Annotated in this window: 21 protein-coding genes and 1 pseudogene; 9 read left to right on the plus strand and 13 right to left on the minus strand. The window is 41.5% G+C overall.

The window, feature by feature from the left end; translation table 11 throughout:
* Window positions 1–16: 16 nt before the first annotated feature.
* From ACP7A0_RS15715 to ACP7A0_RS15730, 4 genes and pseudogenes are all read left to right on the plus strand, one after another.
* Window positions 17–556: pseudogene (locus ACP7A0_RS15715) on the plus strand (protoglobin family protein); the annotation flags it as partial.
* Between the two features lie 153 nt (window positions 557–709).
* The gene (locus ACP7A0_RS15720) at window positions 710–1,312 is read left to right on the plus strand and encodes a methyl-accepting chemotaxis protein (protein ID WP_426005782.1); all 603 of its coding nucleotides are present in this window, start codon (window positions 710–712) and stop codon (window positions 1,310–1,312) included.
* A 61-nt stretch (window positions 1,313–1,373) separates the two neighbouring features.
* Window positions 1,374–1,958: a histidine phosphatase family protein gene (locus ACP7A0_RS15725; protein WP_106031641.1), complete on the plus strand. Its 585-nt coding sequence runs from the start codon at window positions 1,374–1,376 to the stop codon at window positions 1,956–1,958.
* Window positions 1,959–2,345: 387 nt separating this feature from the next.
* Window positions 2,346–3,491 (plus strand): serine alkaline protease SapB, encoded by a 1,146-nt coding sequence (locus ACP7A0_RS15730; protein ID WP_426005719.1) that lies wholly within the window; start codon window positions 2,346–2,348, stop codon window positions 3,489–3,491.
* 43 nt (window positions 3,492–3,534) lie between these two features.
* On the opposite strand, the gene ACP7A0_RS15735 is transcribed toward ACP7A0_RS15730, so the two are convergent.
* Complete coding sequence (locus ACP7A0_RS15735) at window positions 3,535–4,818, minus strand: M48 family metallopeptidase (protein ID WP_106031640.1); 1,284 nt, start codon at window positions 4,816–4,818, stop codon at window positions 3,535–3,537.
* A gap of 177 nt (window positions 4,819–4,995) precedes the next feature.
* On the opposite strand from ACP7A0_RS15735, the gene ACP7A0_RS15740 reads away from it, so the two are divergent.
* Entirely contained in the window at window positions 4,996–5,403 is a 408-nt protein-coding gene (locus ACP7A0_RS15740) for a sporulation protein (RefSeq protein ID WP_066031080.1), read from the plus strand.
* Window positions 5,404–5,517: 114 nt separating this feature from the next.
* On the opposite strand, the gene ACP7A0_RS15745 is transcribed toward ACP7A0_RS15740, so the two are convergent.
* From ACP7A0_RS15745 to ACP7A0_RS15755, 3 genes are all read right to left on the minus strand, one after another.
* Complete coding sequence (locus tag ACP7A0_RS15745) at window positions 5,518–7,071, minus strand: fatty acid--CoA ligase family protein (protein WP_106031639.1); 1,554 nt, start codon at window positions 7,069–7,071, stop codon at window positions 5,518–5,520.
* A 171-nt stretch (window positions 7,072–7,242) separates the two neighbouring features.
* Window positions 7,243–8,232, minus strand: coding sequence for a lipoate--protein ligase (locus tag ACP7A0_RS15750; protein ID WP_426005722.1), 990 nt, complete (start codon window positions 8,230–8,232; stop codon window positions 7,243–7,245).
* Between the two features lie 2 nt (window positions 8,233–8,234).
* Window positions 8,235–8,978 (minus strand): MBL fold metallo-hydrolase, encoded by a 744-nt coding sequence (locus ACP7A0_RS15755; RefSeq protein WP_426005784.1) that lies wholly within the window; start codon window positions 8,976–8,978, stop codon window positions 8,235–8,237.
* 156 nt (window positions 8,979–9,134) lie between these two features.
* Between ACP7A0_RS15755 and yhfH the strand changes: the two genes are divergently transcribed.
* Together yhfH and ACP7A0_RS15765 are read left to right on the plus strand one after the other, a co-directional pair.
* Window positions 9,135–9,272: a protein YhfH gene (gene yhfH / locus ACP7A0_RS15760; RefSeq protein WP_008359029.1), complete on the plus strand. Its 138-nt coding sequence runs from the start codon at window positions 9,135–9,137 to the stop codon at window positions 9,270–9,272.
* 339 nt (window positions 9,273–9,611) lie between these two features.
* The gene (locus ACP7A0_RS15765; RefSeq protein ID WP_034663550.1) at window positions 9,612–10,901 is read left to right on the plus strand and encodes a cation:dicarboxylate symporter family transporter; all 1,290 of its coding nucleotides are present in this window, start codon (window positions 9,612–9,614) and stop codon (window positions 10,899–10,901) included.
* Window positions 10,902–10,934: 33 nt separating this feature from the next.
* On the opposite strand, the gene ACP7A0_RS15770 is transcribed toward ACP7A0_RS15765, so the two are convergent.
* The 7 genes from ACP7A0_RS15770 to ACP7A0_RS15800 all read right to left on the minus strand — a co-directional run bounded on the left by ACP7A0_RS15770 (window position 10,935) and on the right by ACP7A0_RS15800 (window position 20,979).
* On the minus strand, window positions 10,935–11,984 hold the full coding sequence (locus tag ACP7A0_RS15770; protein ID WP_034663552.1) for a M42 family metallopeptidase: 1,050 nt from the start codon (window positions 11,982–11,984) through the stop codon (window positions 10,935–10,937).
* Window positions 11,985–12,127: 143 nt separating this feature from the next.
* Entirely contained in the window at window positions 12,128–14,437 is a 2,310-nt protein-coding gene (locus ACP7A0_RS15775) for a YhgE/Pip domain-containing protein (RefSeq protein ID WP_060595928.1), read from the minus strand.
* 64 nt (window positions 14,438–14,501) lie between these two features.
* Window positions 14,502–15,080: a TetR/AcrR family transcriptional regulator gene (locus ACP7A0_RS15780; RefSeq protein ID WP_034620016.1), complete on the minus strand. Its 579-nt coding sequence runs from the start codon at window positions 15,078–15,080 to the stop codon at window positions 14,502–14,504.
* A 174-nt stretch (window positions 15,081–15,254) separates the two neighbouring features.
* Window positions 15,255–16,667 (minus strand): protoporphyrinogen oxidase, encoded by a 1,413-nt coding sequence (gene hemY / locus ACP7A0_RS15785; RefSeq protein ID WP_260335926.1) that lies wholly within the window; start codon window positions 16,665–16,667, stop codon window positions 15,255–15,257.
* 22 nt (window positions 16,668–16,689) lie between these two features.
* On the minus strand, window positions 16,690–17,628 hold the full coding sequence (gene hemH, locus ACP7A0_RS15790; protein WP_034663560.1) for a ferrochelatase: 939 nt from the start codon (window positions 17,626–17,628) through the stop codon (window positions 16,690–16,692).
* 32 nt (window positions 17,629–17,660) lie between these two features.
* The gene (hemE, locus tag ACP7A0_RS15795; protein WP_426005727.1) at window positions 17,661–18,719 is read right to left on the minus strand and encodes a uroporphyrinogen decarboxylase; all 1,059 of its coding nucleotides are present in this window, start codon (window positions 18,717–18,719) and stop codon (window positions 17,661–17,663) included.
* A 124-nt stretch (window positions 18,720–18,843) separates the two neighbouring features.
* Window positions 18,844–20,979, minus strand: coding sequence for a transglycosylase domain-containing protein (locus tag ACP7A0_RS15800; protein ID WP_106031635.1), 2,136 nt, complete (start codon window positions 20,977–20,979; stop codon window positions 18,844–18,846).
* Window positions 20,980–21,106: 127 nt separating this feature from the next.
* Here ACP7A0_RS15800 and ACP7A0_RS15805 point away from each other — a divergent pair, with 127 nt between their 5' ends.
* Window positions 21,107–21,592, plus strand: coding sequence for an antibiotic biosynthesis monooxygenase family protein (locus ACP7A0_RS15805; RefSeq protein WP_375567182.1), 486 nt, complete (start codon window positions 21,107–21,109; stop codon window positions 21,590–21,592).
* 64 nt (window positions 21,593–21,656) lie between these two features.
* On the opposite strand, the gene ACP7A0_RS15810 is transcribed toward ACP7A0_RS15805, so the two are convergent.
* Window positions 21,657–21,944 (minus strand): hypothetical protein, encoded by a 288-nt coding sequence (locus tag ACP7A0_RS15810; RefSeq protein ID WP_223251434.1) that lies wholly within the window; start codon window positions 21,942–21,944, stop codon window positions 21,657–21,659.
* Between the two features lie 148 nt (window positions 21,945–22,092).
* Between ACP7A0_RS15810 and ACP7A0_RS15815 the strand changes: the two genes are divergently transcribed.
* On the plus strand, window positions 22,093–23,280 hold the full coding sequence (locus tag ACP7A0_RS15815) for a M20 family metallopeptidase (protein ID WP_060595923.1): 1,188 nt from the start codon (window positions 22,093–22,095) through the stop codon (window positions 23,278–23,280).
* Window positions 23,281–23,506: 226 nt separating this feature from the next.
* On the opposite strand, the gene ACP7A0_RS15820 is transcribed toward ACP7A0_RS15815, so the two are convergent.
* On the minus strand, window positions 23,507–24,214 hold the full coding sequence (locus tag ACP7A0_RS15820; RefSeq protein ID WP_060595922.1) for an EcsC family protein: 708 nt from the start codon (window positions 24,212–24,214) through the stop codon (window positions 23,507–23,509).
* Between the last annotated feature and the right edge of the window lie 21 nt (window positions 24,215–24,235).

Genomic DNA, 24,235 nt, shown 5'->3' on the forward strand with positions numbered 1-24,235 from the left:
TGGGGGGACCAAAACATTGTTATTTAAAAAAGAGACGAAAAGAAAAAACACTGCTTTTTTCACACAGCAGGATGATGGAATAAAACGAATCAACTTTTTAAACAATACGGATATCGCGAAACAAATCAAAATGATAGACCTGACGCAGCATGACCTCTTTATTCTAAAACAGCTCAATCCAATTGTTCAGGAGAATATTGCACATATCGTTGATAAATTTTATAAAAATTTAGAAGTCGAATCTTCCTTGATGCATATCATTCAAGATAATAGTTCTGTCGAACGTTTGAAAAAAACACTCCGCATTCATATTAGTGAAATGTTTGCAGGTGTGGTTGATGAAGCCTATGTGGCAAAACGAATTAAAATTGCGCAAGTTCATTTACGGATTGGCCTCCAGCCTAAATGGTATATGGCAGCATTCCAGGATCTTCTGCTATCGATTATGGATTTATTTGCTCAGCATATCCAAGATTTCAAAGAATATCAGACAGCAGTCAAAGCGACGACGAAAATCTTAAATTTAGAGCAGCAGCTTGTCCTGGATACATTCCAAAATGAATATTCTAAAATTCGTGATGAAGCAGAACAGCAGCAGCAGGAGCTTCATACAAAAATCACAGAAACATCAAATTCGCTTGCTTCTCTCTTCTCAAACACAACAAATGCAGTGGACAAGCTTGTATCAAAATCTGATGAGATGGCGGACATGTCGCAAGCTGGAACGCAAATTTCAGCACAGGTCGAGGAAAAATCGATCGGCGGTAAAAAAGAATTAGAAATTCAACAAACACAAATGAACCAAATTGATGGCAACATGACAAAGATTGAAACAGAAATTAAGCGTTTAGAAGAAATCGCCAAACAGATTGAACAAATCTTTGGGATTGTCACAGGCATTGCAGAGCAGACGAATTTGTTATCTTTAAATGCCTCAATCGAATCTGCACGAGCTGGTGAACATGGTAAAGGCTTTGCTGTCGTCGCAAACGAGGTTCGTAAATTGTCAGAGGACACAAAGAAAACGGTTTCAACCGTGTCTGAACTCGTCAACAATACCAATTCACAAATCTCCATTGTGTCTCAGCACATTGGGGACGTGAATTTACTCGTGACAGACAGTAAAGAAAAAATGACTCAAATCAATTCGCTCTTCGATGATATCGTCAGCAGCATGAACTTAAGTAAAAACCAAAATGGAAAAATTGAAATCGACCTTCAAACCTTCCTTAACGAATTGAAGGAAGTCAAACAAACGGTGTCCCAAGTTGCCAGCTCAGTCGAATCCTTAACAAGTCTCACAAATCGCTGATCCAGTCTTTTTTTTTCTGCTTTAGTATAATAGAAGAAAAGATAGAAAAGGCGGGATTTGCTTGACAACAATTTGCCTAGTCAGACACGGGGAAACAGATTGGAATGCAGCGAAACGAATTCAAGGACGAACAGATATCCCTTTAAACGACACTGGTAAATGGCAGGCTGAACAAACGGGACTTTACTTAAAGAATGTCCATTGGGATGTTGTCATTTCCAGTCCACTCACAAGGGCAAAAGAAACGGCTCACTTGATTTTAAAACATGTAGATGCGCCTCTTGTCATCATGGATGATTTCATTGAACGTGATTATGGTGACGCTGAAGGCATGTCGTTTGAGGAGCGCCAAAAGCTGTTTCCAGATAAACAGTATCCAAACATGGAGCCGCTTGAGGCGATTCAAGATCGAATGGTAGAAGGCATTGAGAAAGTCAGAGCAGCCTATCCAAATCAACATGTCCTGATCGTGGCACACGGCGCTGCTATCCATGCTTTACTTACCACCTTAGCGGATGAACATCTGGGTCTAGAGAACACGAGACTTGTCAATGCTTGCTTAAATTATGTGGAATGGAAAGATGGTGAATGGAAGGTCCTTGATTACAACGTGGTCAGCCATTTAACTCAATCCTCCCCTTCTTAAAGAACCTGTTATTGTAACAGGTTCTTTTTAAACGACAAAAACAAAATAAAATAATATTTTTTTATATCGAAATTCGAAATAGATGTTAGACGTTTCTACCTATTTTAAGGCTTTTCGGGTATCGAATATTTGTCCGAAAATGGATCATAAGAAAAAAAGCACACTTCCTTTTTAATAGATAACCGCTGAAACAGTAGAACAAACATATTTTCCCAACGTTTCCAAGTGACTTAATTCCCCAATTTCCGCTAGGACTTTCACAAAAATTCGGGTCTACTCTTATTTGCCTACTTCCCTTAAACTGAATATACAGAATAATCAAACGAATCATTCTTATAGACTACGAATGATTATTCTGAAATAAGAAAAAAGGGATGTGGATTGTGCGTGAAAAAGAAAAATGTAATGACAAGTGTTTTATTGGCTGTCCCTCTTCTGTTTTCAGCAGGGTTTGGAGGCTCCATGGCAAATGCCGAGACGGTCTCAAAGTCAGATAGTGAAAAGAGCTATATTGTTGGCTTTAAAGCCTCTGCCACCACAAACAGCTCTAAGAAACAAGCCGTCACTCAAAATGGCGGAAAACTAGAAAAGCAATATCGTCTTATTAATGCCGCACAAGTAAAGATGTCCGAACAAGCCGCAAAAAAACTTGAACATGACCCTAGCATTGCTTACGTAGAAGAAGACCACAAAGCAGAAGCATATGCACAAACCGTCCCTTATGGAATCCCTCAAATCAAAGCTCCAGCTGTACACGCTCAAGGTTATAAAGGTGCTAATGTCAAAGTAGCTGTCCTTGATACTGGAATCCACGCTGCACATCCTGACTTAAATGTTGCAGGCGGTGCCAGCTTCGTCCCTTCAGAGCCAAATGCCACCCAAGACTTTCAATCACATGGAACTCACGTAGCCGGAACCATTGCTGCCCTTGATAACACAATTGGTGTTCTTGGGGTCGCTCCAAGTGCTTCCCTATATGCTGTTAAAGTATTAGACCGCAATGGCGACGGACAATACAGCTGGATCATTAGCGGTATTGAATGGGCTGTAGCCAATAACATGGATGTCATCAATATGAGCTTAGGTGGACCAAACGGTTCAACAGCGCTTAAAAATGCCGTTGATACAGCAAATAACCGCGGAGTCGTTGTTGTGACGGCCGCAGGTAATTCAGGTTCCACTGGCTCTACAAGTACAGTTGGCTATCCAGCAAAATATGATTCTACAATTGCCGTTGCCAATGTAAACAGCAGCAATGTCAGAAACTCGTCTTCCAGCGCAGGTCCTGAATTAGATGTTTCTGCACCTGGTACTTCTATTTTAAGTACAGTACCAAGCAGTGGATACACATCTTATACCGGAACTTCTATGGCGTCTCCTCATGTAGCAGGAGCAGCAGCGCTTATTCTTTCTAAAAATCCGAACCTATCAAATTCACAGGTTCGCCAGCGCTTAGAAAACACGGCAACACCGCTTGGTAACTCCTTCTATTATGGCAAAGGGTTAATCAACGCTCAAGCGGCTTCTAACTAAACAAGCGCGAAAAAAATCCGGCTGATCCAGCCGGTTTTTTTATTTATTGCTTCCTCGACGTTTCCTCTTTTTCCGCTGCATTTTCCATCTCCATGATTCTCTCCATCATGGTTGGGTGTCCATAGCGGAAGACCTTCACTAAAAGCGGTGGATTCACCTGAGACAGCCCTGATTTTGCAAGCTTTTGAAAAGACGTCACCCCTGCCTCTCCGTCTTTTGTCAGGTTTACCGCATATTCGTCAGCTGCTCGTTCTTGATGTCTTGAAACTGCATTTGTAAAAGGTGAAGTTGCAAATGACAGCATCGATACGATAATGAGAAGAAGCGGAAGAGCAGCGATGTCGTTTGACACCCTCAGCCGAAATGGAACTGCTCCCTTTTGATAAAAATAAAAATAGAGACGGTCAATCGCAAAAAATCCGGCAAGTGACAGCACTAGATATCCTGCTAATCCTATATAGACATGCTTCATGACGTAATGTCCCATTTCATGTGCCATAATAAATAAAATTTCGCGATCTTTCAGCTTTTGCAGTGTCGTATCCCATAACACAATACGCTTATTTTCACCAATCCCTGTGACATAAGCATTCATTGTATTCGTTTTCTCAGACATATTGACCTCATATACATGATCTGCCGGGATATGTGCTTTGTCTGCAAGCGTTAAGATCTTGTTCTCAAGAGCTTGATCCTTTAGTGGATAAAAATTGTTATATAACGGATCAATGACGACCGGCTGTATAAAGAAGAGAAATAGCGTGAAGGGGACTGTCAAACACCAAGCATACAGCCACCAACGCTTTCTTCTTTTTTGAATGAGCCAAAAGAATACAATAGCACATAGGGCAAGAAGTGGATATTGAATCCAGAAATCCAGTATTTGATCTTTAAACCAGCTTGCCGTACTTTGAGCAGATACTCCGTAGTGCAAAGACAGCTGATAGCCAATCCACTTAATGGGCAATGAAATCAGCATTGTCAAAAGCGACAACACAAACACATATACAAGTTTGCTTAAAAATGTGAAACGAGCTGCTGCCAGGCTCCAGTCTGCTATTTTTCGTGAAAACCCTGAAATGAGCAGAAGAAAAAAAACATACCAATCTAATGGAATTGTCATGAAATACAGCAGATTACGTATGTTCGAGAAATTCTCGCTGATGACAAGTTCATGGCTTGTCATAAAGGTATGCGGATCTGCACTTGTTCCTTTTACACTTTCAGGAACCGATGAATCCCCAAATAGAAACAAATAAGAATAAATAAAAAGACCGTACAATATGTAAGCTACCGTTGCAAGAGCTACCCATTTACGTACTCGCACTGGTCAGCCTCCTTTCCATCCCTCTCTCTATTCTAATCAACCATTTTTTTGTTTAGAACCTGTCTCATGTGGCTCCATCATAGCATGCCCCATCTGAAAAAGCTTTCGCGAAAAAAATGATTATGCTACTCGAAAATCGGAGATGCTACATATAAAACAGAGAGTTGGAGGATTAAAATGAAGAAAATCCTTGCAGGAGTTGTGATCTTTGGACTTTTACTCATTACCTTCTTTTATGTGTTCAGCCGGACGAGCGAAATCTTTGATGAGAATCGAGCAGAAAAATTGCTGCTTTCACCTGCAAACGAGTCCACTTCTTATGAAATAGATGATAAGGACACAGCAGAAGATTTAATAGAAGAATTAAACAAAGGCAAACAAACAAGCAATCATCTTAAGAAAAATTTAAAGGAACCAGATTATATCGCCAAGGTGATGTACGGCCGAACAAACGGCACCACCTTTCAGCTCTGGACGAGCCGATCACAGGTCGTTTTTTTAGTAGATGGGACTTATTATGAACTGAATCAAAAACAGTCTAATTCTTTTCAGAAACAGCTAAAAGAAGCGATTCAAAAGAGTTAAAATTTTATTTTAGCCCTTTGTCTTCTTTTCAGCGTGATAGAAAACCTTTTCAGACCTGAATGCGAGGGTTTGTCTACACGCTGAGGGAGCCTCCTCATAAGAGACTCCCTTTTTTTATTTACTTTCCTCTGCTTGATACTTTTCCTTTAGTACTCTTCTTAAAATTTTACCTGTTGTGTTCTTTGGAATATCATCTATGAAATGGATCGTTTGGGGCTGCTTATATTTCGCTAAAAAGCGTGAACAATGTGTGATGATGTCTTCTTGATTGATGTGAGCAAGTTTCTTAGGGGAAATGTAACAGACGACAGCTTCTCCGGTGTTCGGATCTGGAACACCGATGACGACGGCTTCTGCTACAGCTTCATGTTGATAAAGCACTTCTTCTACTTCTCTTGGATAAACATTATACCCGCCAACGAGAATCATATCCTTTTTCCGGTCGACAATATAAATGTATCCTTCTTCATCTCTTCTCGCTAAATCACCGGTATACAGCCAGCCGCCTCTTAGTGCAGCTTCAGTATCTTCTGGCATTTGATAATAGCCTTTCATAATGTTTGGTCCTTTTGCTATCAGCTCTCCGACTTCATTTGGACCGACTTCTTCTCCCAGTTCATTCACGATCTTATTCTTCACATTCATAATGTCGGTCCCAACTGAACCGGGTTTTCTTTTTCCATCAAGAGGATTGAATGCAGTTACTGGAGAAGCCTCTGATAATCCGTAACCCTCCAGCACCGTGACACCAAATTTTTTCTCAAAACCGTGAAGTAAGGCAACAGGCATTGAGGCACCGCCAGATATACAAATCCTCACTGAGGACATCGCTTCCTCGTGCCCTTCCTGGCGGTACAAATAGTTATACATAGTCGGAACACCAACAAATAACGTTGGCTTCTCTTTTTCCATCATACGCAAAAGCTCCGATGGGCTGAAATGCGGCATGACATAAATGGTCGCGCCATGAATCAATGGTGCATTCATACAAACCGTTAAACAAAATACGTGGAACATCGGCAAAGCGGCGATGACCTTGTCCTTTTCATCAATGGATAGGTACTCAGCGACGTCTCTGGCATTTGAATAAAGGTTGAAATGAGTCAGCATCGCACCCTTTGGTTTTCCTGTCGTGCCAGATGTAAATAGAATAACTGCCGTATCGTCCTGATGAATAGAAGGATGCACGTTCTCTTTCGCATGACCAGACACAAGCTTTCCAAAGAAGACAAGACGATCAGATACTTCCTTAAAACTTGATCTGCATGCAGATTCATTTTCTGCACAAATAATCACTCGTTCAATAGACGGAAGCTGTTCGTACACCTGCTCGTACACTGGCAGTAGCTGTTCAGGGGCAACAATGCCCTTTACATCACCTGTAATCAGCATATAGCCAATTTCACTAGGCGTGTATGTTGGATTGACTGGTACTACGACAAGTCCTGCCTTTAAGGCACCAAAAAAAGAAATGACAAAATGCGGTGAATTTCCTAAAATAAGCGCGATATGGTCCCCAGCTTGAAACCCTTCGTTGACTAATCCATCTGCAAATCGCTCGATACTTGTCATCAGCTCTCGATAGGTCCACTTATTTCCTTCAAAGATCAGTGCGATATTTTCTCCTTTCGTCATCGCCGTCTGCTCTAGATTTTTGATCAAATCCATTCTCCCACCCCTTACATGTCATCAATGAATGAATAGCCATTCATTTTATGGCCAAACATTCCTCCTTTCTATTATAATAGACAATCGAAAAAATCCACAAGATCAAATGTGAATCGCTTTCATTTCTTTCAATCAAAAAAGCACCGCTATCTCTAGCCGTGCTTGTCCCTTTTAATAAATCAAATCAAGAAAATCCTCTTTTGATACGTTGCCGAAGTAGTGGCGCATATCCATATCTTCTAATACGTCGCTGATCGTTTTGCGATCATATTGCTGCCCAATGAGTCTTTTTTCAATATCAGCAATATCCCCTACACCAAAGAAATCACCAAAGATTTTGCAGTCTTGGATGATGCCTTTTTTCACTTCTAATCGAAGATCAATGGAGCCTGCTGGGAATCTTTTAGAATGCTGTAAATTAAATTTCGGTGAACGGCCGTAGTTCCATTCCCATTTTTGATATCGATCCCGAGAAATCTCGTGAATCTTTTCCCAATCCTTCTCAGTCAACTGATATTGAGGGACATCCCCATTCGTATCGAAAATGTAGCTTAAAAGAATTTTTCTAAATTCTTCTGTTGTCATCTTTTGAACCATCAATTCACTAATATTGGCAACCCTGCTTCTAATGGATTTAATGCCTTTTGATTCAATCTTTTCTTTTTTCACATTTAAAGCCGAAACGACATGTTCGATTTCTGAATCAAATAGCAGCGTGCCATGGCTGAAAATACGTCCTCTTGTAGCGAACTGGGCATTTCCAGAAATTTTTCGTCCATCTGCCATAATGTCATTTCTCCCGCTTAATTCCGCTTTGACACCAAGCTTTTCAAGCGCTTTGATGACTGGCTCGGTGAACTTTTTGAAGTTATGGAAGCTGTCCCCATCATCTTTTGTGATAAAACTGAAGTTTAAGTTTCCTTTGTCATGGTAAACTGCACCACCACCGGACAGGCGGCGGACAACTTTGATGCCGTTGTCTTCCACATACTTCGTATTGATTTCTTCTATTGTATTTTGGTTCTTTCCAATAATAATCGACGGCTGATTGATGTAAAACAGCAAATACGTTTCATCAGGATCTAAATATTTTAAGCAATACTCTTCTATTGCCAAATTAATCATTGGATCATAATGTTGTTCGTTATCGATAAACAGCATCTCTATCTTCCTTCCTTGTTCCATCTAAGCCCTGAATGGGCAAGCTGTATATTGCCAGTATATAACGCCTGTGCTTCATTGACTAGGTCTTTATGACGACCAAAATGGGGCAGATGCGTGATGATGAGTTCCCCAACATTTGCTTCCCTTGCAAGCTTGCCCGCCTCTGTACTGTTCATATGTCCTGCACCCGATCCGTCCTGTCCAGCATAAAAATTGCTTTCAGCAATCAGTAGATCTGCATCCTTGCTAAATGGGATAAATGCGTCCTGATAACTTGAGTCTGCTGTATACACCACCACAGCATCCCCTGCCTGAATTCTCATAGCATAGCATTCTGCCGGATGAACCGTTTTCAAAAAATCAATTTGAAATGGACCAATTTGAATACCCTCTTCTGGCTGATAAGCCTCTGCCTTAGTATGTACATCATCCGCAAGTCGCCCAAATGCTTTTTGATCACCCGTATGTCCATAGATCGGAAGCGGACCGCTGCTTTTTCCTAAATGATATCCCACTAGCTTCGCATATTGGAGTGGTCCGATATCCGCAATATGATCGTGGTGATAATGAGAAAGGAGAACAGCATCTAGTTCTTCTATATCCATGTATTGCTGCAGTATGGAAAGAACACCGCTCCCGCAGTCTACAAGCAGACGAAATCCATCTGATTCAAAAAGGTACCCTGACGTCGCTTCACCAGCGGCCGGAAACCCTCCGTAGCATCCAATGACAGTTAATTTCATCGTCATTTTTCCCTCCTTTTCTAAAAATCCCCTTCTTACAATATACCCATTTTTCATGAAAAAAGCATTCTTCTTGCCTATTGTTGCAAAACAGATTGACAATTATCAATCTGTTATAATACAATAATAGCAACAAAATGTATTGGAGGATGACAAATGCTAGGAAAAATCACTGAGTTTTTTAGAAATTTGCCCTCAAAGAAATGCACAAAATGTGGAAATGATTTAATGGAACAACACGAGTGTTACGGTAATGAATGTGAGGAATGCTCACAAGTAAGTTATCTTAAATAAGGTAAAAAATTGAATTAAAAAGCACTTTTTTCCTCCATCGTCAGTTGGAGTCAAAAGTGCTTTTTATTTTTTCTGAAAAATAGGTAAAAAGGTAAAACCCTTGTCCTAAAAGGGTTTTTTAGTATTTTTATATGATGAGTTTTAGTTCTGAAGACACTTTTTATTGACTTGAATCAATAAAGGAGGTTCTAAATGTTCATTTTTTCAAACAATTTTGTATTTTCTTAATATAATTTAATCGTGGACGAGCCTCTTTAATTTTAGTTATACTTTAATTCATATATTAAAACTTAATATGATGGGAATATTCCTTTAATGAATATGTTAGGGAGGAAATCTATGAAAAAATTAAAATTTGGATTAGCTACACAAATCCTAATCGGTCTTATTCTCGGTGTCGTTGTTGGGGCAATCTTTTTCGGTAACCCAGGCGTTGAGACTTATTTAAAACCAATTGGAGACTTCTTCTTAAGACTCATTAAGATGATTGTTATACCAATTGTTGTATCTAGCTTAATTTTAGGTGTTGCAGGTGCCGGTGATGGTAAAAAAGTAGGGAAACTTGGTTTTAGAACTATTCTTTATTTTGAAATTATCACAACATTTGCGATTATTCTTGGTCTTGCGCTTGCAAACTTTGTTCAACCTGGTGCAGGCGTTGACTTTGGAAATACGGAAAAACAAGATATTAGCCAGTATGTTGAAACGGAAAAAGAGCAAAGCAGCAAATCAGTTGCTGATACGTTCCTTCATATCGTTCCAACGAACTTCTTCCAATCATTGGCGGAAGGTGATTTGCTTGCGATTATTTTCTTCACTGTGTTATTTGCTCTTGGCGTTTCAGCCATTGGTGAACGCGGCAAACCAGTGCTCGCCTTCTTCGAAGGTGTATCACACGCCATGTTCCATGTCGTCAATGTTGTGATGAAAGCTGCACCATTTGGTGTCTTCGCACTCATTGGTGTGACTGTATCAAAATTTGGTCTTGAATCTCTTATTTCATTAGGTAAGCTTGTAGGTCTTGTTTATTTTGCGCTCGCTCTCTTCCTTATCGTTGTATTCGGAATTATTGGAAAGATGATTGGCGTCAATATTTTCAGATTTCTTGCTTACATGAAAGACGAAATGCTTCTTGCCTTTAGTACATCCAGCTCTGAAACAGTTTTACCAAGAGTCATGGATAAAATGGAGCGCATTGGATGTCCGAAGGGAATTGTTTCTTTCGTTATCCCAATCGGTTATACGTTTAACCTAGACGGCTCCGTACTGTATCAAGCTATTGCGGCGCTTTTCCTTGCACAGGTATATGGCATTGACCTCACGATCGTCCAGCAGCTCACACTTGTTCTTGTACTGATGGTGACATCTAAAGGAATGGCTGCCGTTCCTGGCACTTCCTTTGTTGTATTACTCGCAACATTAGGAACGATCGGTGTACCTGCTGAAGGTCTTGCATTTATTGCAGGTGTGGATCGTATCATGGATATGGCGCGAACAGTTGTTAACTTAACAGGAAATGCACTTGCAGCTGTTGTGATGTCTAAATGGGAAGGTCAATATGACCCTGAAAAAGGACATCGCGTGATGACTGGACAAGAAGTACCTGAACCGACACAGCTTTCAAGCTAACGAAAAAGAACCCCATCTATCGGGGTTCTTTTTTTATGCCGTGATTAATTCTGATTGAACATAGTGATAAAGGAGATTCGCTGTATGGACGAGAGAATCTTCATGTGTTCGTTCAAATGCATGCGAGGAATCTATGCCAGGACCAATCAGTCCATGAATGATATCATACCCTGCTCTAATGGCTGCTGATGCATCAGAGCCGTAATAAGGGTAAATATCTAGACGGTAATCAATATTGTTCTCCTCTGCTAATGCGGCTAAATGCTTGCGTAATCCATAATGATAAGGACCGCTTGAGTCCTTCACACAAATAGACACACTGTATTCATCTGTTGATTGACCATCGCCGATAGCTCCCATATCGACAGCGAGGTATTCCACCGTTTCTTCTGGAATATTGGAATTTCCACCGTAGCCAATCTCTTCATTATTGGAAATTAAGAAGTGCGTCGTATGCGGCAATGTGATGTTTTCCTTTTGAATGCGGTGGATGAGTCGCAGCAAGAGCGCCACACTTGCCTTGTCATCAAGGTGTCTTGATTTAATAAAACCTGAAGACGTCACTTCCACTCTAGGATCAAATGAGATAAAGTCCCCTACTTGAATGCCAAGTGCTTTGACATCGTCTGCATTTTGCACCTTTTCATCGAGTCGGATCTCCATATTCTCTTGGTTTCGTTTTGCTTTTCCCGCATCCGCATAGACATGAACTGACGTTTGATGCATGAGAATGGTTCCTGTGTATGTATGGCCTGAAGCGGTTTCAATTTCACAGTATTCACCTTCGATTGAGTTATACTGAAAGCCTCCAATGAGTGCAAGACGAAGCCGTCCATTTGATTTAATCTCCTTTACCATCGCACCAAGCGTATCGACATGTGCTGTCAGCATGCGGTGTTCCTTATCATCGGTTCCTTTAATAGTGGCAATTAAGCCGCCCTTTCGATTTCGTTTTGTCTCAATATTTACATCCTGTAAAAAGCGTTCAACAAAGCCAATCACCTTTTCTGTATTCCCTGACGGACTTGGGATCGATACGAGCTTTTGAATCAGCTGAACGGTTTCGTTTACTTCAGTTGTCATTCGGCATTTCCTCCTTTGTCTGAAAGCAATTCCTTCCATGTATGCCTTTTATAGCATCTCTTCTTAAAATATATCGCTTCGGGTTCAAGATGTCTAATTTCAAATCAAAAATCCTTCCTCTATCAAGAGAAAGGATTTCTTGATTAAGCTTCGTCTTGTTTCATTTTTCTTACGTTCCAAGCAAAGTAAGCTGTTGTTGCCGCCATCATGATGATCGCAACTGTTCCAAGAATCGCTGCTTGGTGCCATAAATAGCTGTCATCACCGCTTGCAATGATCGTTCTAAATCCATTGATTGTATACGTCATTGGAAGCAGACTATGAATGACTTGGAAGAATTTAGGGACAAGCTCAAGCGGGAATGTACCAGCACTTGCTGCGAGCTGAAGAACTAAGATAATGACGGCAATGAAGCGTCCTGGGTTCCCCATTGTTGTCGCTAGCAGCTGAATGATCGCTAAGAATGTCAGACTGACGATGATTGCAAAGAGATAGAAGCGCCAGAGGCTTTCCACCTCAAGACCAAGCCCAAAGATGAGCATCGTACTTGCAATGACTGCTTGCAGGATACCGACAAGCAGAAGCACGCTATATTTGCTGACAAACCATTCAAACGCATTTCTAGGGCGTCCAGCAGGGTCTTTCATTGGGAATACAACGGTGAGCATCAGAGCCCCAACAAAGAGTCCCATGGATAAAATATAAGGCGTGAGCCCTGTTCCATAATTATCAATCTTTTTCGCTGTATCATTCTCTGTTTTAACAGGGCTTGCAATCATATTGTAATTGTCTTGATTTGCATCAATTTCCCCTGTTTCATCAGCGGCGCTTTTCAATTTATTGGACAGCTTACCTGTACCGCTCTTTAAATCTCCCAATCCTTTATCAAGCGATTTTGAGCCTTCGGCAAGCTTAGATGTATTGCTTTGGATATTTGTTGAACCACTTTCCAGCTTATTTAACGCTGCGCTAAGCTGGCTTGATCCATTTGCAAGCTTATCCGCTCCGCTTTTCGCCGTATCAAGCTTTCCATTTGCTGTTTGCAGGCCATCTTGTAATTGGCCTTGACCTGTTTGAAGCTTCAATGCACCTTGATATAATTTATTCGTACCAGATGTCATTTGGTCGATCGCATTTTGTATCGCGACTGTAGACGTGTACAGCTGTTCTGTTTTCTTTGGCAGCTGTTTGACTTGCTGCAGCTGAGCTTTTGCAGATGCAACCGCAGACTGTACCTCACTTGCATCAGGCAGTTCCTGCAAGGCCGCTAAGCTTTGTTCGAGTCCAGACAGATCAGGCAGTTCGATTTTAGGCAGACTGTTCAGCTGATCCATTGCCGCCTTTTTCTCTTCATCTGTCATGGAGCTGTTTTGGATAATGCTTTTTACTTTAGCATCTCGATTTGATAATGCTTCTTTTAATGAAGCAAGTTTTGTACTGAACGTTTTTGCGTCTTTTTTCACCTGATCGAGTTTAGGCGCCATCTTTTCAAGATTCGCTAATTCTGGTGACGATAAGACTTTTTCTACTGCTGCAATTTTTTCTGAAAAGGATTGTGCTTTATTGTTTAGCTGCTCAATGCCCGCTGTGAATTGCGGCATTTTAGAAGCGAGCTGCTGATGTCCTTCACGGCTTGTGTTTAATCCTTCGGTTAATGTATCAATTCCTGTACCAAGATCTCCAAATTTCTGATCAATGGTTTGATAGCCTGTTAAGAGCTGACCGAGCCCACTGTCTAGAGACTGTATGCCTGTGTTCAGTTCACCCATTTTCCCTGCGAACTGATGAACACCTTCGCTATAGGTTAACGTACCTTCAGCCAATTTGGCTAAGTTGTCTTTTAACTTTGTACTGCCATCTTTTGCGCTTTTTGTTCCGTCATCAATTTTCTTCGCGCCATCGCTTGCTTGATCTAATCCTTTTGCAATCGTTTTGAAGTTATCAAAGATGACCTCGGCGTAATTTTTTGTGACTTCCTTTGAAACCGAATCTTTTAATTTGATAATGGCATTATTCGCAATTTGTGACGCCGCATAGTTTGCGCCTGGATTCGTATAATATTTCAGATTCGATTTTTTCGGATGTTTATCTAACACTGTACTTGCATTTTTCGAGAAGTCTTTTGGTATTTCCACAACGAGATAATAATCCTCGTTATTTAATCCCTTTACGGCCTTCTCTTCACTATCGACAAAATTCCATTTGAAATTATCGTTTTTCTTTAATTCCTTCACTAAATCATCGCCGACATGAAGGGTTTTCCCGTCATAATGACTGCCTTCATCCAAGTTAACAACCGCTACAGGCAGTTGATCAACTGTACCATATGGATCCCAATATGCTTTTAAAAATACACCACTGTAAATCAGCGGAATAAATAAGACAGCTAAAATCGGGATCAGTAGTTTTTTGCTCGTTACAATGTCTTTCCATTGATTCCGAATTAAATTCATTGCTGTTTTCCTCCCATAGATGAATGACTAAATATAAAATTTGGTCATATGAACTCAAAAAAAATTATGTTGTTGCAGATAGTCCTTTTAAGACATAAAGCTCCAGCGATTCGGCTACCTCTTCTTTTGTTAAAGGCTCGTATCGCTTTTCCCAATCAAAAATCAGTGCAATATATAGTTTCACCATCACAAATGCAGTCAATTCAGGATCACAAGGCTTAATGTCGCCTTTATCCATCGCTTCTTGTACTTTCATTTTGATATAGCGAATGATCATCTGCTCCATCTTTTCGATCATTTCCTTGACCGCTGACGTGCCAAGCTCCGCATTTTCCTGAAAAATCTTAATTGTGAGCTGGTGGTTTTTTCGAAATTCTAAAATTGCAAAGAGTGCTAAGTGAAGGTTTTCAGAGAAACTATTCTTCTCATCAATCGCCTCATCCGCAATTTTCCTCATCTCTAGTAAAAGGGATGTGAAAATTTCATCGAACAACTCTTCTTTGTTTTTGAAAAATGTATAAATGGTACCTTTCCCGACGTTGGCAAGCTTCGCCACGAGGTCCATTGTGGTCGCTTTATACCCGAATTGAGTAAATGCCTTCGTCGCACCATCTAAAATCATTTGTCTCCTATCAACACTCATGATCTCACTCCCGAAATGACTATTTGAACGTTTTGGTCATTAAGTACAGAAAGTAATATACCATATCCCTTTCCCCGGATGCAACAACTTTGTTCACATTTATGATTCCCAACTCTTTTCGAATGATTCGAACATGAAAAACTCCCTTTCCATGACAGAAAAGGGAGTTGTTTTTTATGAAAATAGATACGATACAGCTTCTGAGATGGCGGCTTTTCCTTGATCAATACAATCAGGGATTCCAACACCTTCAAAAGCAGCACCTGTGATATAAACACCAGGATATGATTGCTTAAACGTTTCTCGCATGTTCGAAATAGCTTTTTGATGACCGACGTGATATTGCGGCATACTGGTCTTCCAGCGAGTCACTGTCGTCAATTCTGGATCTGCTTTAATATCCATGATTCTCTTTAAATCTTCAAGCACGATGCTGACGATTTGACTGTCTGACTGCTCGACAATCGATTCGTCGCCAGCTTTTCCGACATACGCACGCAATAGCGTTTTTCCTTTCGGAGCTGTATGCGGCCATTTTTTGTTTGTCCATGTACAGGCCGTAATAGAGAAATCACTGTTTCTTGAGATGACAAAACCAGTGCCGTCATATTCATTATGAACATCCTCTTCTTTAAAACCGAGTGCTACCGTTGCAACAGAAGTAGAGGTCATGTCATGCAAATACTCAAGCCCTGCTTCTTTAGGAAACATGGAATAGATCGATTGATGCGGAGTCGTGACAATGGTTGAATCGGCAAAAAGCGTTTGACCGCTGTCTAATTGCACACCATAGCCTCCCTCTGTTTTTTCAATCTGATTCACTTTTGTCCCTTTATACACCGTTGTCAGCTTGAGCTTACTTTCTACTGCTTCCACAAGCGACTGCAGTCCTTGATTGATCGTTTGGAACTGTCCTTGTTTTTTCGCAGTCACTTGCTGTGCTTTCGCATGCTGCTGTGATTTTTTCATCCCAAGAATCAAACTGCGATGCTGCTGTTCTGTTTGATAAAATTGCGGGAAGGTGGACATTAAGCTCAGGCGGTCAATATCCCCTGCGTAAATGCCTGATAGAAGCGGCTCGATTAAATTCTCAACGACCTCATCACCCACACGTCTTCTAAAAAATTCACCAAGCGACTGATCTTCGGTCTGCTTGCTTTTTGGCAACACGAAATCCATCGCCGCTCTCGCTTTTCCCGCAACTGAAAAAAGACCAGTTGTAATAAATGGGCTGATTTGAGTTGGAATACCCATCACAGCACCCTTTGGCATCGGATGAAGGGTTTCGTTGACTAGTACATACGCTTGCCCAGTTTCATTATTGACGAGCTGATCGGACAAACCAACATCCTTAGCCAGCTGCGGTCCACTGACCTTTCTTTCTAAAAATGAATCAGGTCCACGTTCGATGATGTAGCCGTCTTTATATAATGTTTGTATTTTTCCACCTAGCCTAGGGCTCGCTTCAATAAGAGATATTTGAATCGGAAGACCTTTTTCTTCGACTTCCTTTTCCAAATAGAAGGCGGCGGCTAAACCAGTGATGCCACCGCCAATGATGACAAGGTGTTTTTGATTGTCATGCATAGGATCGCCTTCTTTTATATGATTACTTGCTTTCGTCAAGCTTCTTTAATACGACTGTTGCCAGAGCATCAATAAATGCTGGTTTCGCATTTGGCATTTCTGGACGATAGTAGGCTGCACCAATTTCATCTGTCACGACTTTACATTCATAATCGTTGTCGTATAACACTTCAAGATGATCAGCGACAAAACCAACAGGCACATACACGAATGTTTGATAGCCTTTTTGTTCAAATAAATCCCGCGTTAAGTCTTGCACGTCTGGTCCAAGCCATGGATCCGGCGTGTTGCCTTCACTTTGCCAGCCAATTTCATAGTGTTCAATTCCCGCACCTTCCGCAATCATTTTGGCCGATTGTGCGAGCTGATCAGGATATGGATCTCCTGCTGCAATAATTTTTTCAGGCAGACTGTGTGCAGACACAATAAGTACCGCGGAATCTCGTTCCTCTTGACTCATTGATGCATACGTATCCTTCACTTGTTTCACCCAATAGTCCACAAACTTCGGCTCATCGTACCAGCTTTCAACAGACGTAATCTGTAAATTGCCCAGCTTGTCTGCCTCATCTTGTGCACGTTTGTTATACGATTTCACACTAAAGGTTGAGAAATGCGGCGCAAGAACGATACTCACAGCTTCTGTAATGCCGTCCTTGTGCATTTCAGCAACTGCATCCTCAATGAAAGGCTCGATATGTTTTAAGCCAATGTAGACATGAAATTCAATGTCGTCTTGAATGTCATTCAAGTGCTCACACAAACCATTTGCCTGCTGCTCTGTAATTTTTGATAAAGGAGAAATACCGCCGATTGCCTTGTAGCGATCCTTTAAATCTTGCAGCATTTCTGGCTCCGGCTTTCTGCCTCTACGAATATGTGTATAATAACGCTCAATGTCTTCTTCTTTATATGGGGTGCCATATGCCATGACAAGAAGCCCCATTTTCTTTTTCTCCACAACCAACACTCCTTCAGATCATTTGAAATAGTTTAGATGGATGTTTTTTTATGTTTAGCTGAATAGTCGTGAATAAAATCGGTCAGCTTCTTTAACGTATCTGGTGAAACATCTGGAAATACCCCATGACCTAAGTTAAAGATGAAGTGATCTGATTTCATCCCTTGATCTAAAATATCTTTTGCTCTCTCTTCAATGACTTCCCAAGGAGAAAGTAAGATCGTTGGATCAAGATTCCCTTGTAACGTTTTTACGAGCCCTTCTTTTCGAGCTTCGTCTACACTCATACGCCAATCCAGTCCAACGACATCTAGCGGCAGGTCATGCCAATCTTTCACCAGATGGCTTGCCCCAACTCCGTACATGATCATTGGTACATTTTCACTCTTCAACTCTGTGAAAATTCGCTGCATGACAGGTTTAATGAATGTCCGGTAATCTGCTGCATTTAAAGCACCAACCCATGAGTCAAAGATTTGAAACGCACTGATCCCTGCTTCTACCTGCGCACGTATGTACGTGATCGTCATCTCAGCTAATTTGTTCATGAGCAGCATCCATGTCTCAGGCTCACTGTACATCAGCGCTTTTGTTTTATGATAGTTTTTAGATGGGCCGCCTTCAATCATATAGCTTGCCATCGTAAATGGTGCACCGGCAAAACCAATGAGCGGTACATTCAGCTGCTCCTTCGTTAAAAGCTGAATGGTATCAAGCACATATGGCAGGTCTTCTTCAGGATGAAGCTCCCCAAGACGTTCAATATCTGCTTTTGTCCGAATCGGTGAATCAATCACAGGTCCAATTCCATTTTTAATTTCAACGTCCACTCCAATAGCCGGAAGCGGGGTCATAATATCTTTATATAAAATAGCGGCATCTACACCATATTGTTCTACAGGAAGTCTTGTTACATAAGCACATAACTCTGGCTGATGCGTAATTTCAAATAGCCCATATTTTTCTTTAAGGGCACGATATTCAGGCTGTGAGCGTCCTGCCTGTCTCATATACCAAACTGGTACATGGTCTGTTTTTTCCCCTTTGCACGCCTTTAAGAACGTGTCATTAAAAGCCTTCGTTTTTCCCATTACCTTTCATTCCACCTTTCGCCTTACACGCTCTTTGTATAAGGCTCAAACACTGCTTTTACTATACCGCTTTTTCAAGGCACGGTATACTAAAGCGGCTCAATGTTCAAAAATTCGCCGAATATTAACGTCCAAAAGCCTCTGGCTTGACATACGGACTGCCTTCTCCTTCTTCTTGCGTTTGGGTATTATATGGAACAACCTTATACTCCGCATCTGAAAACACGTTGGCATACGGCATTGTGTAGCTGCCCACGCCTGTCACTGAATCGATCAGCGTCTCGTTTCCATTTCTCTTCTCATAAATACGGTATTCAACCCGTTTATCCTCCTGCTTGTCCCAAGAAAGCTCTAATGTAAACAATCCTTTGATTTTAAACGCATAGCGGGCTTCAAATCCTGAAAGTCCCTCTAAATGGATTGGCGATTGAAGTTCTTTAATTCCCTCTGGTTTTTCAAACGTTTCATTGGTGATTTGGGCTGTCGTTAAAATATCTTTAAACAGCTGCACTGGGTATTGACTGCCGCCAGTTAAATAGTGACTGTTATCGGTTTTGTCATACCCCATCCAGATCGCACCCGTTGTACTAGGCGTATAGCCGGCAAACCAAGCATCTTTTGTTGCACCTTTCACACCTGAATATGTGGTCGTGCCTGTTTTACCTGCTAAATCTCCAGCATATGAACCGCTCTGGGCTGTTCCGCCTTTGACGACTTGCTGCAGCATTCTTGTCATATTCCAAGCATTCTGCACGCTAAACACTCGTTCTGGCTTACTGCGATTCTTCTCTACCGTTTCTCCTTCATCATTGGTGATTTTTTGAATGAAGAAAGGCTTTTTATATACGCCTTCATTTGCAAATGTGTGGAAAGCTCCAGCGATTTGAAGTGGAGAAACCCCTTTTTCTAAGCCGCCAAGTGCCATGGCAAGTCCTTTATCCGAAATCTCCATTCCCATTTTCTCGAGATATGATTTCGAGGTATCAATACCAAGCTCGCTTAATGTCCACACCGCAGCTGTATTCTTACTTTTCATGAGCGCATCCACCATTGTGACCTTGCCTTCATACTGCCCATCGTAATTCTTTGGTGAATAGCCGTCATAGCTTTTTTCTTTGTCTTCAAGCAGGGAATAAGGTCGGAATTTTTTCTCCTGCATTGCCGGACCATATACCGCGATCGGCTTGAAAACAGATCCAGGCTGTCTAACAGCGGTCACCCTGTTATAGCCCCTCGCTTGATATTCTCGTCCTCCGATTGCTGCTTTTACTCCGCCAGACTCGTTATCAATAAAGACGGCGCTGCTTTCAGGAGAACCGCTTTTTCCCGGGAAATAACGGTTGTTTTTCATCGCATCGTAAGCGACCTTTTGCAGATTCATATCGATCGGAACTGTAATGGTATAACCACCTTGAAGCAATTGCTCATGTGAAATGGCATACTCTGATTCTGCCTCCTTAATGATGAGATCGACATAGCTGTCGACCCAAGGCGTTTCTGATTTCTTTTTCAAATGAATGCCTAGTGTTCTCCCTTTTGCTTCTACTGTTTCTGTTGATGATAAATATCCTTGCTCATTCATTAAATTAAGGATGGTGTCCCGCCTTTGTTTATTTTTATCAGGGTGTAAAACAGGCGAGTAAGTAGACGGCGCTTTTGGCATCGCAGCGAGTGTAGCCCCTTCGCTGACAGTTAAATCTTTCACATCTTTACTAAAGTAATAATTGGCTGCTGCCTGAATACCGTAGACGCCATGACCGAAATAAAGCTGATTCAGATACATCTCGAGCAGTTTATCCTTTGAATAATCTCTTTCTAAATTAATGGCAATAATGACTTCTTTTGTTTTTCGAAGAAAGGTTTTGTCATTTGTGAGAAAAATATTTTTTGCGAGCTGCTGAGTGATTGTACTGCCGCCCTCTACCTTTCCTCCTGCTAATATATCTCGATAAACCGCCCTTGAAATTGACTGTGCATCAATACCATGATGCTCATAAAATCGTTTGTCCTCGACAGCCACAAAAGCTTTCGCTACTTTATCAGGTACCTCCTTTAATGAGACAGGGTCCCGATTTTCTGAATACATACTTGTAAGTTCTTTTCCATTCTGATCAATGATTTGGGATGAAGCGTGAAAAACAAGCTTCTTTTCATCTATGACATAATGTCCTAAAAATAAAATGGTCAGATAGCCAATAAATGAAAGTACGATGGTACTTCCTGCAATGACTAATGGAATGATTATCTTCTTTTTCTTCAAATTAGGTCACCTCATTCCTTTATACGGATAGTATGGGATGTATTGCTTCATAATATGTTTTATGGATTGACTACCAAAGAATTATATATCATTCTTTTGTTATACTATCAAGCAGGAGGCGGTTTAGATGAATGTCTATATCACATATGGAACAGCAGAATTCTTGCATAAAATCGCAAAGAAACACGATCAGGAAAATCTGCTTTATATGGTCGGAAAAGAACAAGCAGCTCTTTTCCATGAGACGGAGGGCGAGACTGTTTTTAAAGCCCCTCATGCCTATGATGTGATTTATGCGAAAGGTGAGCTATTCCAATCTGGCTTCGTCACCTTGAATCATATCCCTGTGAAGCTTGAAAGCAGAGCACTTTTTGAATCTACTTTTCAGAAGAAGACGAACATCTCAGAACATCAGCGGGGCTTCCAGGCTCTTCGAGTGTTAAGACCGAAAAAAGATGAAGAAGTGTATTTGATTATGACACTTTGGGAATCAGAGGACTTATTTAAAGACTTTCAAGAATCAGAAGCGTTCTTTCAGCCAAACGAGGATACTGGCTCCATCTTCTCTCGTCCTGCTTTTCTCACATCCTATCATGCCGTTACAGACAATTAAGGAAGTGCTGAAAGCAGCACTTCTTTTTTTCATGAAAAAAAGCCCAATAGCTGGGCTTTTCATTTTATCGTCGTGATGTCAGCTCGTACCGATGAATGATCGGCTGAAGCACATAGAAATTCAATAGTATCCATCCTAATAAGATCGGCCACTTCAACATAGGTGAAGCACCTTTCAATTGAATGAGCATCACCAATAGCGGAATCAAGCAGATCATGAAAAAACTCATCTTGGAGACAAAGGTTTCTTTGACTTGATGACGACAGCTTGGACACATCATCATTTTCGTATGTGATAATTGAAACTTTTCAACGAAAGAAAATGCTTTTGAACAATTTGGACAGCTTCCCAACACGATTCCTCCCTTTCCCCGCTTCATATCAACTTCGACTTTTATGTAAATTGACCTTTTGATGCAGCATGCGAAATCCTCTTCTGTTGAAAGATTCTAACAATTACCATACAATCAGTAAAAGAGCATGAAGGAGGTTTTCGACTCAATGACAATATCCACTTTACAAAAAAGCATTAATGAACGTCTTGATGAACATTATGAGGAAATGGTTGAAATTAGACGCCATCTCCACATGAATCCTGAACTTTCTTTCCAGGAAGAAGAAACAGCCGCTTTCATCGCCAACTACTATGACACATTACATATACCAACACGTACACAGGTGGGCGGCCATGGTGTACTCGCCTTTATCGAAGGAGCTTCTCCGGGGCCGACGATTGCCCTCAGGGCTGATTTTGATGCACTTCCCATCCATGATGAAAAGGAAGTGCCTTACAAATCAACAAAGCCAGGTGTGATGCATGCATGCGGGCACGATGGGCACACAGCGACACTACTTGTCTTAGCGAAAATCTTGAATGAGCACCGCGATCAATTAAAAGGGAAAATCGTCCTCATTCATCAGCACGCAGAAGAATATGCGCCAGGCGGTGCAAAACCAATGATTGAAGACGGCTGCTTAGACGGTGTCGATGTCATATTCGGTACGCACCTTTGGTCTCCAGAGCCTTGTGGCACCGTTCTTTATAAAAGCGGGAACTTTATGGCAGCCGCCGACCGCTTCTCTATTCGAGTTCAGGGGAAAGGCGGACACGGCGCACAGCCTCACTTAACGAAAGATGCCGTACTCATCGGTTCACAAATCGTCGCAAACCTGCAGCAAGTCGTTGCCCGTAAAGTCAATCCAGTTGATTCTGCTGTTGTATCTGTTGGAGGTTTTGTGGCAGAGAATGCTTTTAACGTCATTGCAGATTCAGCTGTTTTAACTGGTACTGCACGATCCTTTGAAGAAAGTGCACGACACACCATCGAACGAGAAATTGAACAGGTCGTGAAAGGGGTGTGCGACATGCATGATGCCGACTACACATATGAATATGTGAGAGGATATCCTGCTGTTAAAAATCATCCAAAGCCGACTGAATATATTGCTGACATCGCAAAACAGACAGAAGGTGTCACAGAAGTAAAAGAAGCGGAAACCCAAATGGGTGGAGAAGATTTTGCTTACTACCTTCAGCATGTCCCTGGTACCTTCTTTTACACAGGCGCCATGCCTGAAAACAGCCAAGACGTGTATCCCCATCATCACCCAAAATTTGATATCAACGAAAAAGCAATGCCTGTCGCAGCAAAGGTACTCGCCCGTGCCGTCCTTTCCTACGATGAATGAAAAAAAAGCCGCTGTCGCCAGCGGCTTTAGATTATTGACAAAGGGCTAAAATGATTTTTATTTTAGCCCTTTGTCTTCTTTTCAGTGTGATAGAAAACCTTTGAAGTCTAGGAAGGACGAGTACCGGAGCGGAGCGAATTGAACATTCGTGAGCACCGGAACGCAGCCCTGACAACGAATGCGAGGGTTTGTCTACACGCTGATGCCGCTGTCGCCAGCGGCTTTTCTATTTCATTTCTTTCAACACTCGTAAGTGAAACACATGACGAGCGACATCTCCGAGCTGTCCTGTCAGCTGATGATTTGCCACACCGCCAACAGCGGCTCCGACGATCGGCATTAATTGAAATAGCTTCACTAGGTCAATGTAATCTCGATACTCCTGCTGAAAGCTGTACCAATCCATTTCCTCGCAGCTCGTTTCCCAATCATCTATGATGTTCATCATTTTTTGACGATGTGCACTGCCGGAAAAGGCGAGTTGAAATATACAGAGCAAAAAGAGTCTTTCTTCTTTTTGAGACAAATCAAAGCCATAAATACATGCCAGCTCATAAAGACATTTCATCTTAATGCTAAGCAGCAGCGGAAAGTCTGCCATACCGAGCAATATACCACCTGCACCTGTTCCAATTCCTTCGATCGCAGCTGCCTTTTGATAGTACTTCACTTTCTCCTTTGCCAGTTCATTTCGCTCGATGATAGATAATTGCTCATCAATCACCGAAAATGAAGTGAAGTGCGATCCTGATACGGTGGATTCAACCATTGTTTTGACCGCACTTGTGATGACTTGATGAAATCGAGCAGGGATTCGGCGGTTCACCTGCTGCTGAACTCCTTTTGAAAACCGTTCGATCTTCGAAGGTTTTCTTAAAAAACGCGTTTGAAAAAAAATGGCTTCTTCATACAACTCCCGTTCAGCTGCATTCATCCGGACCCCTCCTTGATGTCA

This window comes from Bacillus sp. DWP3-1, assembly GCF_049896565.1.
In the GTDB taxonomy this organism is placed as follows: Bacteria; Bacillota; Bacilli; order Bacillales; family Bacillaceae; genus Bacillus.